The organism is Roseburia sp. AF15-21 (assembly GCF_003479505.1).
Lineage (GTDB): Bacteria > Bacillota > Clostridia > Lachnospirales > Lachnospiraceae > Roseburia_C > Roseburia_C amylophila.
Map to the genome: position 1 here is coordinate 320,653 of NZ_QUHG01000001.1, position 17,439 is coordinate 338,091.

General features: G+C 40.6%; 13 protein-coding genes, 1 other RNA gene and 1 other annotated feature. Of the genes, 3 read left to right on the plus strand and 11 right to left on the minus strand.

The genetic code is table 11. The annotated features are described in order from the left end of the window. Positions 1 to 19 precede the first annotated feature (19 nt). Together DWW33_RS01570 and DWW33_RS01575 are read right to left on the minus strand one after the other, a co-directional pair. Positions 20 to 1,321 carry an InlB B-repeat-containing protein gene (locus DWW33_RS01570; RefSeq protein WP_118172550.1) on the minus strand — a complete coding sequence of 434 codons (1,302 nt, stop codon included), beginning with the start codon at positions 1,319 to 1,321 and terminating at the stop codon, positions 20 to 22. Positions 1,322 to 1,394: 73 nt separating this feature from the next. Next, the gene (locus DWW33_RS01575) at positions 1,395 to 3,488 is read right to left on the minus strand and encodes an elongation factor G (RefSeq protein WP_117841088.1); all 2,094 of its coding nucleotides are present in this window, start codon (positions 3,486 to 3,488) and stop codon (positions 1,395 to 1,397) included. A gap of 319 nt (positions 3,489 to 3,807) precedes the next feature. Between DWW33_RS01575 and aroF the strand changes: the two genes are divergently transcribed. From aroF to aroA, 3 genes are read left to right on the plus strand one after another with little or no spacing between them, the layout of a single operon-like run. Further along, positions 3,808 to 4,824, plus strand: coding sequence for a 3-deoxy-7-phosphoheptulonate synthase (gene aroF / locus DWW33_RS01580; RefSeq protein WP_022243873.1), 1,017 nt, complete (start codon positions 3,808 to 3,810; stop codon positions 4,822 to 4,824). Position 4,825: 1 nt separating this feature from the next. Next, a complete protein-coding gene (locus tag DWW33_RS01585; RefSeq protein WP_118638716.1) occupies positions 4,826 to 5,923 on the plus strand; it encodes a prephenate dehydrogenase in 1,098 nt (365 codons plus the stop codon). A 54-nt stretch (positions 5,924 to 5,977) separates the two neighbouring features. Next, a complete protein-coding gene (aroA, locus tag DWW33_RS01590; RefSeq protein WP_118638717.1) occupies positions 5,978 to 7,255 on the plus strand; it encodes a 3-phosphoshikimate 1-carboxyvinyltransferase in 1,278 nt (425 codons plus the stop codon). Between the two features lie 147 nt (positions 7,256 to 7,402). Here the strand turns inward: aroA and DWW33_RS01595 are convergent, their stop codons facing one another. From DWW33_RS01595 to deoC, 9 genes are all read right to left on the minus strand, one after another. After that, positions 7,403 to 7,744: a PilZ domain-containing protein gene (locus DWW33_RS01595; protein WP_022243876.1), complete on the minus strand. Its 342-nt coding sequence runs from the start codon at positions 7,742 to 7,744 to the stop codon at positions 7,403 to 7,405. Positions 7,745 to 7,818: 74 nt separating this feature from the next. Next, positions 7,819 to 8,844 carry a tRNA preQ1(34) S-adenosylmethionine ribosyltransferase-isomerase QueA gene (queA, locus tag DWW33_RS01600; protein WP_117841091.1) on the minus strand — a complete coding sequence of 342 codons (1,026 nt, stop codon included), beginning with the start codon at positions 8,842 to 8,844 and terminating at the stop codon, positions 7,819 to 7,821. Between the two features lie 17 nt (positions 8,845 to 8,861). Beyond that, entirely contained in the window at positions 8,862 to 11,285 is a 2,424-nt protein-coding gene (gene pheT / locus DWW33_RS01605; RefSeq protein WP_118057488.1) for a phenylalanine--tRNA ligase subunit beta, read from the minus strand. A gap of 82 nt (positions 11,286 to 11,367) precedes the next feature. Next, positions 11,368 to 12,387: a phenylalanine--tRNA ligase subunit alpha gene (gene pheS, locus DWW33_RS01610; protein ID WP_117698997.1), complete on the minus strand. Its 1,020-nt coding sequence runs from the start codon at positions 12,385 to 12,387 to the stop codon at positions 11,368 to 11,370. Between the two features lie 99 nt (positions 12,388 to 12,486). Beyond that, positions 12,487 to 12,703, minus strand: a binding site (T-box leader). Positions 12,704 to 12,750: 47 nt separating this feature from the next. Further along, positions 12,751 to 13,605: a YihY/virulence factor BrkB family protein gene (locus DWW33_RS01615; RefSeq protein ID WP_117698998.1), complete on the minus strand. Its 855-nt coding sequence runs from the start codon at positions 13,603 to 13,605 to the stop codon at positions 12,751 to 12,753. A 2-nt stretch (positions 13,606 to 13,607) separates the two neighbouring features. Beyond that, on the minus strand, positions 13,608 to 15,836 hold the full coding sequence (locus DWW33_RS01620; protein ID WP_158577439.1) for a SpoIID/LytB domain-containing protein: 2,229 nt from the start codon (positions 15,834 to 15,836) through the stop codon (positions 13,608 to 13,610). A 182-nt stretch (positions 15,837 to 16,018) separates the two neighbouring features. After that, a non-coding RNA gene (ssrS, locus tag DWW33_RS01625) (6S RNA) lies at positions 16,019 to 16,198 on the minus strand. Positions 16,199 to 16,281: 83 nt separating this feature from the next. After that, a complete protein-coding gene (locus tag DWW33_RS01630) occupies positions 16,282 to 16,689 on the minus strand; it encodes a cytidine deaminase (protein WP_022243882.1) in 408 nt (135 codons plus the stop codon). Between the two features lie 80 nt (positions 16,690 to 16,769). After that, on the minus strand, positions 16,770 to 17,414 hold the full coding sequence (gene deoC, locus DWW33_RS01635) for a deoxyribose-phosphate aldolase (RefSeq protein ID WP_117699001.1): 645 nt from the start codon (positions 17,412 to 17,414) through the stop codon (positions 16,770 to 16,772). Positions 17,415 to 17,439: the final 25 nt, after the last annotated feature.

Consider the following 17,439-nt stretch of genomic DNA (forward strand, 5'->3'; position numbering starts at 1 on the left):
ATCACATGCCCTCAATTTGTCAAGGAAAAATGGTATTTGTATCAATTGTAAGAATCCGGTCTATCGGACAAATGCTCTTCCCTTTTCCGTCTGTGCCTTCAAAATATTTCGAGCTTGCCGATTCAAACAGCACATAGATATTGCCGTCTGCATAATTAATTTCTTCGGAACATGGTGGCATTTCCACCTTAAGTTCCGGTGTCCGCGGCTTTGTATCCATTGCATCTACATTCTGGTAAATCTTTAAATAGGATGAATTGCTTCTTCCATAGGATGTGCTTAAATACACTCTGTCCTGTTCATCAAAAGCAATTCCCTGCACCTTTTCCGGTATCTGGTAGCGCTGCTGTTCCATCAGTTCTCCATCCTGATATTTATAAGAAATCATAATGGATTTGAATAAGGCATTGTGTGTTGCTACCCAGAGAATTCCATCATGCCAGGTAATGCAGGATGGCATATTCGCTACACGGTATTCTTCAAACATTCCGGTGGCATCCACAAAAATCTTCGGTTTGGACTCTGCAATCTTTTTTATATAACTGTAACTAAGCCGCTCCAAAGACCTTGTGTCCGAATGGCAGATCCAGACATTTCTTCCATCGTAGGTAAGTCCTCCAAGATGGCTGTTCTTTTTCATGCCAAGAGTAACCATATATTCTCCGGTCTCTTTGTCAAAGATATAAAGGGCTCCAAGGCTTTCCGAATCATCCGTATTATATGCTGTAATCATATAATAATCTTCGGTAATGCAGATTCCCTGCGGACACTGGTTGTCCGTGGATGTCATATTCTGTGCATAATCCTGTTCCCTGGTGGATGGCATTCCCGGAATATTTACATCATAGGCAAAGCTGAATCCACAATCCTTTAACATCCGGTCATTTCCGCTCATCTGTGATGCCGTGGAATATGGATACATTTCCACGCTGTAAGAAGAATCAATCTTCTTGGTCCATTTTGCGTATAAAGATACGTCTCCGAAATTATCAATGTTTATCTCTGTAATCTTATTCTGATAACTGCTTTCGGTATACCAGCCAGCGAAATTATATCCCGGTTTTTCCGGTATATCAAGGGTTAGAGGAAGTTCTTCTATAATATAGTTATAAGTCAAATCAGAAGAAGGGATTCCACCATTTAAGTAATAGGTGATATCATAATCTTCCTTTAATACATTGGCATCTTCCGGCTCCATGCTGTAATAAAGAGAGGTAGTGATTGGCAGAGAACGAAGTGCTTTTGCTTCTGAAAACTGCGAATTATCGAAAAACAGCGCAATAATTAAAACAATTGCAAAAAAAGTTCTTTTCTTTCCCATGTCACCACCACCTCTCTTTCGTCATCCGTTTGTCTTAACAGATATTTTTTCTCATTACACTTATCTCACTACACTATTTATCTTCTTCTGAAGCAAGCTTGGATGCCCGTTCTTCCATCTGTACCCTTGCGACTTCCTCCGGTGCCTGTTCGTATCTGGCAAACTGGTAGGAGAAATCTCCGCTTCCCTGTGTCATGGAACGAAGTCTTGTGCCATAACCATATAATTCAATATAAGGAATATCCGCTAAAATCTCGGTGGTTCCTTTGTTATCCGGTGTCATACCAAGAACTCTTGCCCGCTTCTTATTTAAATCTCCCATTACATCTCCGGTATAAACGTCTGGTAATGTAATCTTAAGGCTGGCAATCGGTTCTAAAAGCACCGGCTTTGCTTCTAAGATTCCTTTCTTTAAGGCTTCTCTTGCAGCAACCTTAAATGCCATTTCCGAAGAATCTACTGCATGATAGGAACCGTCATAAAGCACTGCCTTAATACCAAGTACCGGATATGCCGCCAAAGGTCCTTTCTGCACGCCCTCCTGAAGCCCTTTTTCTACTGCAGGGAAGAAATTCTTCGGAACCGCTCCGCCAACCACTTCCTGCGAGAACTCATAAGCTTCCTCAAGATTTCCCGATGGTGAAAAACGCATCTTTACATGTCCATACTGGCCATGTCCACCAGACTGTTTCTTATATTTATATTCCACATCTGAGGTTCCTCGGATGGTTTCACGGAATGCAACCTTCGGACGGCTCAGTTCAATCTCTACTTTATATTTATTTTTTAAGGTTTCTACCAGAACCTCCAACTGCTGTTCCCCGATACCATAAATCAGTGTCTGGTGATTAGCACTGTCATTTACCGTCTTAATGGTTAAGTCTTCCTGCATGATTTTCTGCAGTGCCTGGGAAATTTTATCTTCATCACCTTTATTCTTTGCTTTATACCTCATGCCGGTATATGGCTCTGAAATACTTGTCCGGATAAAGAGTATCGGATTGGCTTTTGTAGACAGGGAATCGGTTGTCATAGCTCCGGAAAGCTTTGCTAATGCTCCGATATCTCCGGCATGAAGCTCCGGTACTTCCTGTGGTTTGCTGCCGCACATTACATAGAGCTTTCCAATCCTGCCTTCTGTATCCCGATGATGATTAAAAAGCAAATCATCGGTTTTTAACACACCGGAATTTACTTTTATCAGAGAATATTTTCCAATAAACGGGTCTACAATTGTTTTAAAAATATATGCTGATTTTGGCTTTGAGAAATCATAATCTGCAGAATATACTTCATTGCTCTTGGCATTGATTCCGGTACAGGAACGCTTATCCGGGCTTGGGAAGTATTTTATAATGTCATCTAACAAGGTGTACATACCCTGTGCAAGAATACTGGAACCCATGGAAACCGGAACCATGCTGGCATCCGCCACATTCACGCGAAGTGCCTGACGTATTTCGTTTTCTGAGAATTCATCACCATTAAAATACCGCTCCATGAATTCTTCACTGGTTTCTGCTACCGCTTCCATCAGGGCATCGGTACAGATTCCAAGGTTATTCTGGCTGTATTCCGGAATCTCACATTCTACTACTTCACCCTTATCATTCCATCTCTGGGCACTCTTACGAACCACATTGATATAGCCTACAAATTTCTCGTTTTCACGAATCGGCAGATGGAATGGAGCAATCCGCTTGCCATATAACTGCTGTAAATCTTCTACTACCTGCCGGAAGCTTGCATTATCAATATCCATCTCCGTAACAAATATCATTCTCGGAAGATTGTATTTCTCGCAGATGTCCCAGGCTTTCTTCGTACCCACTTCAATTCCGTTCTTGCCGGATACCACGATAATTGCTGCATCTGCGGCACTGACTGCTTCTTCCACTTCACCGACAAAGTCGAAATATCCCGGAGTATCTAAGAAATTAATCTTGGTATTATCCCAGATAACCGGAACAACCGAAGTATGGATGGAAAACTGTCTTTTGATTTCTTCTTTATCAAAATCACTGATAGTATTTCCATCAGAAATCTTTCCCATACGGGTTGTCATGCCGGATAAATATGCCATTGCTTCCACCAGACTGGTCTTTCCCGCTCCACCATGTCCTAAAAGCACGACGTTTCTGATTCTGTCCGTTGTAAATACTTCCATATGTTATTCCTCCTGTACTATAGATTTATGTATATATTTTACTAAATCAAGTTATTTTCTTCAACTATATTATGTATTATACACAACATTTATGAATGAATTGTAAATGTGTAGTAAACATTTTGCACTATTTTTGATAATTTTATTGTGAAATTTTATATTTTCGTACGTTAAACTTTAATGCTTTAAAGTATTGACATTATATTCTGATTCCGTTATAGTATACATGCACCACCGGAGAGATGCGGTTGCATTCCGTTTCTTCTCATATTATAATAGTCCGGTCAGGTGACATTTTTTTAAGTGAGGATTATAAATTATGATTATTGTTATGAAACCATCCGCTCTTCCACAGGATGTAGATAAAATTGTAGATGCAGTGGAAAAAGAAGGATTAAAAACACATCTTTCACATGGGGAAGAAGTTACAATCATCGGAGTGGTCGGTGATAAAACCAAATTAGATATTCAGCGCATTGAAGCCAGCCCTGAAGTAGAAAAGGTAGTTCCGATTACCGAAAGCTACAAGCTAGCCAATAAGAAGTTCCACCCACAGCCAACCAGTTTCAAGGTTAAGGATACCGTAATCGGTCCTGATACCATGACAATTATGGCAGGTCCATGTGCCGTTGAAACAGAAGAACAGCTTCTTTGCATTGCCCGTGCAGTCAAGAAGGCAGGAGCAACCATTCTTCGTGGTGGTGCTTACAAACCTCGTACTTCCCCATACTCTTTCCAGGGTCTTGAGGAAGAAGGTTTAAAATATATGAAGACCGCTTCTGATGAAACAGGTCTTGCAACCATTTGTGAAGTAACCAGTGCACATGCCGTAGAATCTGCTGTAAAATATGTCAGCATGCTTCAGGTCGGTGCCAGAAATATGCAGAACTTCGAATTATTAAAAGAAGTTGGCCGTGCCGGTCTTCCTGTCTTATTAAAGAGAGGTCTGTCTGCTACGATTGATGAATGGTTGAATGCAGCAGAATATATTATTTCTTCCGGAAGTCCAAACGTTGCATTATGTGAACGTGGTATCCGTACATTTGAAACTTCCACCAGAAATACCTTAGACTTAAGTGCAGTATGTGTCTTAAAGGAACGTACCCATCTTCCGGTCATCGTTGACCCAAGCCATGCAACCGGTGTCCGCTCTTTCGTTGAGCCGCTTGCTAAAGCCGGTATTGCCTGCGGTGCCGATGGTCTGATGATTGAAGTACATAATGACCCTGCACATGCACTTTCCGATGGTCCGCAGTCTCTGAACTTCGAACAGTTCGATTCTGTTATGGAACATATCAAACCATATATTTCCTTAAGCGGAAGGAGCTTAATGTAACATGGACTTTAAGAAAATCGGTTTTATTGGTCTTGGTCTTATCGGCGGTTCGATGGCTAAGACCATAAAACGCATTTATCCGGAAACAGAACTGATTGCCACATCCGGTCATCTTTCTACCATAACTGCAGCTTTTGAGGACCATACTATTTCCAATGATACGCTGCTTGCAATGAAAGATTTCTCCGACTGTGATATTATCTTTCTCTGCTGTCCGGTACAGAAAAATATTGAATACATAAAAGAATTAAAGCCCTTTTTGAAAAAGGGCTGTATTCTTTCTGATGTAGGAAGTGTCAAGGGGGATATTCACGAAAGTATTACCGCCCTTGATTTAGAATCCTTTTTTATTGGCGGACATCCTATGGCAGGTTCTGAAAAGACCGGCTATCAGGCTGCAACCGCCTATTTATTGGAAAATGCTTATTATATTTTAACCCCGACTGCAAAAACTGATACCACAGTGCTTCATGCGTTCCGGGATTATATTGCATCCTTAGGCTCAGTTCCTATGATTATGGATGCGAAAACCCATGACCATGCAACCGCTTCTATCAGTCATCTGCCGCATATTATTGCAGCAAGTCTTGTGAATCTGATTCGCGAAACCGATGATGAAAATGAGACGATGAAGACGATTGCAGCAGGCGGATTTAAAGATATTACAAGAATTGCATCCTCTTCTCCTGTAATGTGGCAGCATATCTGTGCCTCTAACCGGGAGCAGATTTTAACACTCATTGACTGCTATACGGAAGAATTAAATACCATGCGTAGTCTGATTGCTGAAAAAAAAGAAAAGGAAATCTATGATTTCTTCTCTCATGCCAAGGATTACCGGGATTCTATCACCATTACTTCTTCCGGTCCATTGCGTAAAGTCTTTGAATGTTATTGTGATCTGATTGATGAAGCTGGTGGAATTGCGACCATTGCAACGATTCTTGCCAGCAACAATATCAGTATTAAAAATATTGGAATTATCCATAACCGTGAATTTGAAAACGGTGTACTTCGTATTGAATTATATGAAGAAGAAGCACTTAACTGTGCCATTGCACTGCTTCGCAAATATCATTATACAGTTTATGAACGATAATATTTAGATAAAATATTGACAATATTTCAGAATACATCCAGAAAGGATTTTATTATGCTGATCAAAAAAGCCCATGCCTTACATGGAGAAATAAATATTCCGGGAGACAAATCCATTTCCCATCGTGCAATTATGTTTGGTTCGCTTTCCAACGGCACAACCGAAATCACCAATTTCTTAGAGGGTGCCGACTGTCTTTCTACGATTTCCTGCTTTCAGGAAATGGGCATTGAAATTGAACGGGAAAAAAGCCGTGTACTCGTCCATGGAAAAGGATTACACGGTCTAAAGGCTCCACAGCATATCTTAGATGCAGGGAACAGTGGAACTACTACCCGGCTGATTTCCGGTATCTTAGCCGGTAATCCGTTTGTCAGCCAGTTAGATGGCGATGATTCCCTTCGCACCCGTCCCATGAAGCGTATCATGGAACCGCTTCGTCTCATGCAGGCAGATATCGAAAGTTTAAAGGATAACAACTGTGTTCCTTTAAAAATAACCGGACATGAATTACATGCCATTGATTATACTTCAAAGGTTGCATCTGCCCAGGTAAAATCCTGTATCCTTTTAGCCGGCTTATATGCGGACGGAATTACCAGCGTAACGGAACCGGTACTCTCCCGCAACCACACAGAACTAATGCTTCGCTCTTTCGGTGCTAAAGTCACCTCTGAAGGAACAACTGCATCCATTGCACCGGATCCTGTTTTAAACGGACTGAAAGTGGAAGTTCCTGGAGATATTTCTTCGGCAGCCTATTTTATTGCGGCAGCGTTACTTACTCCTGGTTCCGAAGTCTTAATCCGCAATGTTGGAGTCAATCCCACAAGAGACGGCATCTTAAAGGTTGCCAAAGCAATGGGCGGCTCCATCGAACGGCTGAATCCAAGAACTGCATCCGGTGAGCCGGTCTGCGACCTTCTGGTAAAAGGCAGTTCACTTCATGGTACCGTGGTGGAAGGGGAACTCATCCCGACTTTAATCGATGAAATCCCTGTGATTGCTGTTATGGCAGCCTTTGCAGAAGGAATCACCATTATCCGGGATGCTGCAGAACTTAAGGTAAAGGAAACCGACCGTATTCTTACGGTAACAGATAACTTAAAGTTATTAGGCTGTGATGTTACCCCAACGGATGATGGCATGATTATTCACGGCGGAAAGACCTTACACACCGCAGCCATAGATGCAGGACTTGACCACCGGATTGCTATGAGCTTTGCCATTGCTGCGTTAAATATTGATGGTGGTATCGAATTAGAGCATTCCGAAATTGCAGAGGTTTCTTACCCTGATTTCTACAAAGATTTAGAGAAATTATCTATGTAAATCATATGTCAGATTATAAATCCACTTAAAAAGCACAAAATCTGCTACAGGCAGTTTTGAAAACATCAAACCGCTTTCAGCCCTTTATTTTCAAGGGTTAAAAGCGGTTTTCATCAACACATTTTATTCTATAACTCAGTTTATCTTTTAGACATCATTGAAAATCTGATAAATATCAATTTTTAATGCATCGGTATCTGACATTCCAACAAATACACAGCCATATTTATAGGTTCCGTCCCCCTTCGGGTCACATCTGACAATCTCAAGTACCGCATCAATGACCTCTTTCGTCCAAATCTGAATCTTGGTATCATAGTAGGTTCCAACTTTCAAATTCTGGTCAGAAACAAATCCGATTCCGGAACGTGAAATATCAGTAACTACCACATGAATAAATTTTAAAGTAGTAATATCATCCTGATCCAGACGTTCCAGCTGAACAGATACATCTAAATCCAATCGTTTATGTTTTCTTCTCTCGTCCATAGTCCTCTCCTTCTATCAAGATTAAAGCTAATAAAATTATTTTATCCTATATTTCGAATTCTGACAATAAGAAATTATTTTATCAGCATAGCATCCCCAAAACTAAAGAAACGGTATTTTTCTTCTACTGCTTTCTTATAGGCAGCCAGAATATGTTCCCTGCCTGCAAGAGCAGACACCAACATCACAAGGGTAGACTGTGGCAGGTGGAAATTCGTAATCAGAGCATCTATAACTTTAAACTTATAGCCCGGATAGATAAAGATATCCGTCCATCCGCTCTTTTCCCGTAAGGTGCCATCTTCTTCTGCTGCAGACTCTAAAGTTCTTGTACTGGTGGTTCCCACGGCAATTACCCGGTGGCCATTTGCTTTGGCACGATTGATTTTATCGGCTTCCGACTGTTCGATCCGGTAGAATTCCGAATGCATATGGTGCTCTTCGATGGTATCTACTTTTACCGGACGGAAAGTGCCAAGTCCCACATGAAGGGTAACTTCTGCTATATCTATGCCCATATCACGAATCTGCTGTAATAATTCCGGTGTAAAATGAAGTCCCGCTGTTGGGGCAGCGGCAGAACCATCATACTTGGCATATACTGTCTGATAACGGTTCTTATCCTTTAACTGATGGGTAATATAAGGCGGCAATGGCATCTGACCAAGCTGGTCTAAAATTTCTTCAAAGATTCCATCATAGTGAAACTGAATCAGCCGGTTACCATCTTCTACGACCTCTAAGACTTCTCCAGTCAAAAGTCCCTCTCCAAAAGAAATCTTAACACCAGGCTTACATTTCTTTCCCGGTTTTACCAGTGTTTCCCAGATATCATTTTCTTTTCTCTTTAAAAGAAGAATCTCTATTTTGGCTTCCGTTCCCTCTTTGACTCCAAACAGTCTTGCCGGAATTACCTTGGTATTATTTAACACAAGACAGTCTCCCGGCTGCAGATAATCTACTACATCACGGAATATTTTATGTTCAATATCTCCTGTTTTCTTATCCAAGACCATGAGTCTGGAACTGGAACGATCCTCCAGAGGATCCTGCGCAATCAGTTCCTCCGGTAAATCGTAATCAAAAGCTTTTACATCCATGTTTCTTTCCTCTATTTCTAAGCTCTCAGTTCAATCTTCATTGCTTCTAATGCTTTTACAATGCGGTTCATTGCTCCGCTCAAATCTGCTTCCTCTAAGTTCTTATCCTTTGCCCGGAAGGTCAGTGAATAAGCAATAGATTTATAACCCGGTTTAATCTGGGCTCCTTCATAAATATCGAACAGTGCGTAGCTTTCTAAGTAAGCGCCGCCCTTGCTGTCGAATACTTTTTCGATATCTCCTGCAAGAATCTCTTTTGGAACAACCATACTGATATCACGGGTTGCTGCCGGGAATTTGGCAATACCTTCATATTTACGGTCAAAGGTTGTTTCATCCATAATAGATGGCATATCAATCACTGCAACGTATACTCTGTCTTTGATATTGTAATTAGCAGCTACAATCGGATGAACCTCTCCTAAGTAACCAACTACTTTACCATCATATACAATGTTTGCCTGACGGCCCGGATGCAGATAAGGTCTTCCGGACTTCGGATCATATTCAGCTTTCATCGTCATTCCAACTTTATAGAAGAATTCTTCTACCACACCCTTCATGGTAAAGAAATCACCTTCACCATACATACCAAGGGTAAACTGCATTCTCTCGTCTGGAAGTTCCGTTACCGGTACACTCTTTGGCAGATAAATGTTGCCTAATTCATAGAGACGTACATCTTTATTTCTTCTGTTGTAGTTGGTTGATAAAGATGTCAGCATTCCATTTAAGGATGTGGTACGCATAATACTGAAATCTTCTCCCAAAGGATTGGAAATTGTTACGGTCTGGCGTAATGGTGAATCTTCCGGAAGTAATAATTTATCAAATACCTTCGGGCTTTCGAAGGAGTAATTCATGCCCTGTGAAAAACCGCAGAACTCTGCAATTTCTCTTGCAATTGCTTCGATTCTTAATTTATAGGATAACATTCCGGTAGTAGCTTCTCCGCTTGGCAGGGTTGTTGGAATGTTTGCATAACCAAAGAATCTTGCTACCTCTTCTGCAAGGTCTGCATCACACTCTAAGTCCTGTCTCCAGGATGGAACTAATACTTCATTGGTTTCTTTATCATAACCTAATTCCAGACGTTTAAAATAGGAAAGCATTTCTTCCGGCTTAATATTGGTTCCTAATAATTTATTGTATTTCTCCGGTTCAAAAGGAATCCGTCTGCCCTCTTTCTTATTCTCGTAAATATCAATGGCTCCGCCAACTACTTCACCAGCGCCTAATTCTTCGATTAACTGGCAGGCTCTGTTCATAGCTTCCATAGCAAGGTTCGGATCCAGACCTTTTTCAAATTTGGAAGACGCATCGGTACGAAGCCCGATTTTCTTACCGGAAAGGCGGATATTGGTTCCATCGAAGCATGCAGCTTCAAAAAGCATGGTTTTTACATTGTCTGTAATCATGGAATTCTCGCCACCCATAATACCTGCAATACCGATTGCTTTCCTGCCATCACAAATCATCAGAACGTTTTCATCCAAAGAACGCTCCTGACCATCCAAAGTTGTAAATAATTCGCCTTTTCCGGCACGTCTTACAACAATCTCTTTTCCCTCGATGGTATCCCAGTCATATGCATGCATCGGCTGTCCGTATTCTTCCATAACATAGTTGGTAATGTCCACAATGTTATTGATTGGACGGATTCCCTGGGCTGCAAGTCTGCGCTGCATCCACTTTGGTGATGGAGCAATCTTAATATTCTTTACCACACGGGCGGTATAACGAGGACATAATTCTTTGTCTACTACATTTACTTTAATATAGTCATTGACATCCTCATCATTTCCGGTCTCAGTTACAACCGGCGGTACAAATTCTTTCTTAAAGGTTGCTGCTGCTTCTCTGGCAATTCCAAGGATTGAGAAACAGTCTACACGGTTGTTTGTAATCTCATATTCCACAATAGTATCGTCAAGGCCTAATGCTTTAATTGCATCATCACCCGGTTTTACCTCATCCTCTGCGAAGATGTAGATACCATATTCCGGAGCTTCCGGATACATATCACGGGTAGAACCAAGTTCTTCAATGGAGCACATCATTCCATTGGACTCAATTCCTCTTAATTTCCCTTTTTTTATTTTGATGCCGCCTTCTGTCATCTTTCCATCATGTCCACCGGCAACACGTCCGCCATCTAATACAACCGGAACTTTATCTCCTTCTTTTACATTCGGAGCACCGGTTACAATCTGTACGTCCTCACCTGTTCCCACATCTACCTGACAGATAATTAATTTATCAGCATCCGGATGCGGCTCGATTTTCTTAATCTGTCCAACGACGATTTTCTCTAAATCGGCATCCATTTTCTTGTAAAATTCTACTTTTGAACCGGACAGAATCATTGCATCGGTATATTCCTGTGCATCTACATTAAGTCCCGGAACCAAAGCTTCTATCCATTTTAATGATGTATTCATATTGTTTCTCCTTCTATCAACTCTCTACTGTGTTCTTTTCTTTCCGACTACAGGAAACATGTCCCTTCAACTTCCCTGTTCATTAAAACTGTCTTAAGAAACGGTCATCATTCTCATACAAGAGACGCATATCATCAATTTCATATTTCAATAAAGCAATACGCTCAAGACCAACTCCGAATGCAAATCCTGAATATTCTTCTGGATCAATACCGCTCATACGAAGCACCTTCGGATGAACCATTCCACAGCCTAAGATTTCAATCCATCCTTCTCCCTTACAGAAACGGCATCCTTTACCGCCACATTTAAAGCAGGTGACATCCATCTCTGCACTTGGCTCTGTAAATGGGAAGTGATGCGGACGGAATTTTACTTTGGTTTCCGGTCCGAACAGACGGGCTGCAAACTCCTGCAGCGTTCCCTTTAAATCTGCAAATGTAATATTCTTATCGATTACCATTCCCTCAATCTGGTGGAAAGATGGTGAATGGGTTGCATCTACTTCATCTGCACGGAATACTCTTCCCGGTGCAATCATACGGATTGGAAGCTTGCCTTTTTCCATGACACGGACCTGTACCGGTGAAGTCTGGGTACGAAGCACGATTTTATCATTAATATAGAACGTATCCTGCTCGTCTTTTGCAGGATGATTTGCCGGAATATTTAACGCTTCAAAGTTATAATAATCATATTCTACTTCTGGTCCTTCCACTACTTCATAGCCCATACCGGTAAAGATACGCTCTACTTCTTCCAATGCAATGGTATTCGGATGACGATGGCCGACACGGTTCTTTTTAGCCGGAAGTGTAACATCAATTACTTCATGTTTTAATTTCAGTTCCATCTGGGCAGCTTCTAATTTCTGCTTTGTCTCATCTAATTTCTTTTCAATAGCTTCCCTGGTCTCGTTTACCAGCTGTCCTACCAGAGGTCTGTCCTCCGGTGCAACATCCTTCATTCCTTTTAATACTGCGGTGAGTTCACCTTTCTTTCCGAGAAATGCAACTCTGACATCATTCAGTTTGCCAAGTTCGCCGGATGATTCAATCTGATGAATTGCCTCTTCCCTGATTTTCTGCAGCTTTTCTTTCATAATAATATCTCCTTCTATCATTTTATTTCATTCATAAATAAACTACGAGAAATACGCTTTGCGAATTTTTCACGTAAAAAACGCGAAGCATTTTCTTCCCATAGGGACGAAATTACTCCGCGGTACCACCCTGATTTCTAAATCATTAGACACTTATAAATACTTAACGCGTATCACGTCACAGACTACTAACATTCACCTGTGCAGCTTCCGTGCGAAATTCAATTACTGCCTTACCTTAAGGAAACTTTCAGCCGATGATTTCCTCTCTCTTTAAAAAGTACAATAACCTACTGAACACTTTCATTGCCTTTTACTTTTTCACTAAATGTTATAATACCACAGGGTTTCTAAAACTTCAAGTTATTTTTTATCCCGTTTCCGCTCCTTCTTCTGCTGTATGAATCCTGCAATATATTCGTCGAATACCACATTGAATTCCGCACATAACATCAGGATATACATGCAAAAATACATCCACAACATAATTAATACCAATGTAGTCAGGCTTCCATACATGGAAAATCCATTAAAATAATTCACATAGATAGATAATCCGGCAGAAAACACACACCAGGCAATGGCACAAAGTACTGCACCCGGAAGCTGGGAACGAAAGGTTGCCTTACGGTTTGGTATCAATGTAAAAATCACTACAAAGAGAATGACTAACACCAGTATCATAATAAGGCTTCCACGTTCAAATATGAGGCTTACAATATGTGTCATTATCGGAATATGCTTCACCAGAAGATGTTCTAATGATTTGCCAAATACCAGTAATACCAGCGAGATTACAATAGCAATGACAAATACAACGGTATAAATAATCGCCCAGAAACGGAGAACAAACCAGTTTCTGGTCTCCACAATATCATTTACCACATTCAACCCATTTGCCATATACTGCACACCCTTGGCTGCCGACCACACTGCTGCAATGGCTGCAATCGATACGATTCCAAAGGATTTGGTATAGACTTCATTGATAATATTTACCAGAAACGGCGCAATATATTCAGGCATTGTTTCATTTACAATCTGTAAAATCATCCCTTCCGTTACCGGCGTGTACTGCAAAAGGGAACTGAACACCATAAGAAACGGGATACTGGATAAGAGGATAAAAAATGCTGCCTGTGCTGCAAATGCATTGATATTATCCCGTTTACATTTATCTAAAAATGATTTTACATTTCCAATCAGTTTCCAGAGCAAACTTATGCACCCCCTTCTTCCTTCGTCGTATTTTGTGGCTGATATAACTCAGTCAGTTCTGTATCCTGATAAAAATAATTTAATATCCTTTTATAATCAAAGCCCTGCCCGCAAAGCTTTTGTGCCCCATTCTGGCTCATGCCGATTCCATGACCGTAACCACCGCCAAGGACTGCATAAGTTCCATCCCCTTTTGCCTGTATACTGATATAAGCACTGGGCAGAATACTCATTTCCACACTGCTTCCATCCAAAAGGTTAATATTCGTAATACCACAGCCCAAAATTGCACGCATATTATATTCAGACTGTACGCTGACTGCACCATTCTGGAAATCAAGTTCCAGTTCTAAAATAACACCACTCTGATTGCGTTTTACCACATTTATTGCCTGCAATGAGCCAAAGTTGCTGCAACTGTCTGTTATTTCCGTCTTAGATGTATCTTTATAATAACTAATTGCCTCCGGCTGGTGCTCTTTTCTATCGGCTATCGTATGAAGCAATGTCTCATCTTTTCCCTGGAAATCAAGCACAGTATTCCAACGGAAATATTTCAAATCCGATTCATAGCAGGCACTGTCTACGTTACTGATATAATCCAAGAAGCTTTTTTCATCCGATAAATCAATGGGATTTTCTTCACTGCGCACCCAGACGCCCTGCAAATAACCATAAGCATCTTTATCAAGATTCCAGGCTTCGTAATCTCCGGTATGGCCATAGGATGTGGAATAATAATAAGTCTCTATAATATCACCTTTATAAGAAAGTACCTGACCTTTCGTCTCATCTACCGCAGCTACCGTTTCCGGTGTCTGATTCTGCTTATTATACACCTGAAAATTCACACTGTCATCTACATGTGCTCCATAAGCTTCATATTTATTGTGCATCATCTGGATATAAGCATAGCTTCTGGCACAGACAGCCTGTGCTTTTAAGGCTTCCATTCCATAAGAAGATGGAACCTCACTTGGGATAACGCCCTTTACATAGGATTCTAAATCCACTACATTTACCACGGTATATCCTTCCGGATACATACGAAGCTCCATGCTGCCTGCATAAGCCGGAGATATGCGATTGCCCTGATTGTCAGTAAAATAGAATGGCGATGTGCCATCCTCTGCGACTAATGAAACAGACGATGTTGTCAGTATATTGGCATAACAGGATGCTGTAATCACGCTTCCTGCTTCTAATACAGTTTCCGTTTCTCCATAATAAAGATGCACCGGCACATCCGATACCAATGATACATCAGAACGGAACATATTATCATTGTCTAATAACAAAACACGGATGTTTTCTATTTTAGCAGGCTCTGTCAAAAGAATGGCGCAGATCTGTTTTTCTGCCACTACAAATGTAATTTCCATGTTTTCCAGCATCAGTGCATCCATGGAGACTTCCCGGATTCCATCATAAGTTGCATATATTTTCATAGCTTCATCTATCGCAACTTGTCCATATCCCTTAATCTCCATTGCGGTATCTGTTTTTGATATCAGCTTTCCGGTAATGGTATCTTCCTTCCGGCTGATTTTATGTATCTCTTTTTCACTGAAAAAAATGTCTGCTACGACATTTGATAATTCTTCATCGGTATCAACCGGCAGCTGGTATTCTGTTCCCTGATAAAGAAATGTAAGATTTCCTTCTATATTTGAAATGAGATAGGCATTTTTCAATGCCACATCTTCTTTATCCTTTGCGGCGACCCCGATTACTTTATCCTCCAACAGATAAACACCATAACTGTGAAGCTTTTGATACCACTTTGGATTGGATATAATGGCATAAGTGCCATCCTGTGTGGTAAGCTGTTTTTTTTCTTTTTTCAATACAAGAATGTCCTTTTTTAAGACAGACGTATCGGTATCAAGATAACTTAAAATTTCATCATATATAGCAAACCAGGCTGCCCGGTCAATGTTTTTTTTCGAATCATCCAAAGGAATATATTCTTTTAAATGAAGCAATTCCAGAATGCCACTTACATCATCATAGGTAAGTGTTCCCTGTTGCGGCAGTTTCTCAGCCCATTCGTCCTTGGAATAATAAGTAAACTGCAACAAGGAGGGAATCTCATTCCGATAAACACATTGCTCGGAATATCCATTTTTCTCCCCTTTTGTATCCGTTATCAGAACCACCAGTATAAGAACCAGAAGTGCTCCACAAAACAGCAACAGATAATTACTTTTTTTACTTTTCACTTTTCGCATAATAACTCCTTTATTGCCTGTTGCAGAAAAGAAGCTGCTTTTCAGCAGCTTCTTTTTTCTCTTTTGTATTTTCGGTTCTTTTGTAAACATGCTTCTTTGGTATACTATATGTTTATCTTCCGTACCTTATGATTCTTTTGTACACAAAGATTCTTTCGTCTATTCATACCTTATCTTTAGCAAATATACCCAAAATGCCGTTTCCTGTATTTTGACTCCTAGCAAAGCTAGGTGGGTAACCTCAACCAATACTCTGCCTTCCACTGCAAACGGAGGCCTGACATCCTATTGGAAATATTGGAATCCCGTTTAAAGTAAATGTAGGTTCAAAATAACAGGCGTGTCGAACATCCCAGGCATAAAACTATCTGCTTTTTGTAATTGTTATTATACTCTAATATGTGTTGTTTTTCAATGTAAAATTCCTGTCAAATTGTGGAACAATTTATGATTGCAGATCTTTCGGTGAAAAGGATGCCGGAAAAAGCTCTTCTAATTTCATAACTTTGATACCGCCAGCTCCATCTTCCATAATTACCTCAAACGTGCTTCCATCTACAAATTCCGTCAACACCTGCCGGCAGACACCACAAGGTGTAAGCGGTTCTTCCCTATCGCCTACCACAGCAATCGCCAGAAAATCTTTTTTTCCTTCCGATACTGCTTTAAAAACTGCTGTCCGCTCCGCACAGTTTGTCGGCGTAAAGGCTGCATTTTCGATATTACATCCGGTATAGATACTGCCATCCTTACAATAAAGGGCTGCACCTACATGAAAATTGGAATACGGTGCATAGGAATATTTTTTGGCTTCTTTTGCCGCTTCTAATAATTGTCTTTTGTCCGTCTCCATGACACTCACCTTTTCTAAATTATTTCTGTTTTACAAATTTTTTTCATTATCTTATCATTCTTCATTGCTCTTAATATCTGCTATCCCAGAATATCAACGGCAGAACTTGTGCCAAGCCGTGAACAGCCTGCCTTAATATAATTTTCCATATCTTCTTTGGTACGGATTCCTCCGGCCGCCTTAATCTTAACCTCTGCTCCAATGTGTTCTTTCATTAATAATACATCTTCCATGGTAGCACCTGCCGTTCCAAATCCGGTAGATGTCTTGATAAAATCTGCTCCGGCATTGGTTACCGCATGGCACATGGCAATCTTTTCTTCTTTTGTAAGATAACAGGTTTCGATAATAACCTTTAAGATCCTACCTCCTGTTGCCTCTTTTAAAAGACGGATTTCCTCTTCTACTTTATGATATGCCCCATTCTTTACATCGCAGATATTAATTACCATATCAATTTCGTCTGCGCCGTCTTCCAATGCTTTCTTTGTCTCTGCCAGCTTTCCTTCAGTGTTCGCATATCCTAACGGAAATCCTACTACGGTACAGATTTTGATTTTATCGCCGTAAGTTTCTTTTACCCGGCTGATGTAACAGCTTGGGATACAGACCGATGCGGTATGGTATTTTATTGCTTCTTCACATAATTTTTCTATGTCCTTCCATGTGGTAAAGGCTTTTAACGCAGTATGATCCACATAACGATATAATTCTTCTTTTTCCATTTTGTACCTCCGGTATTTTTTTTAA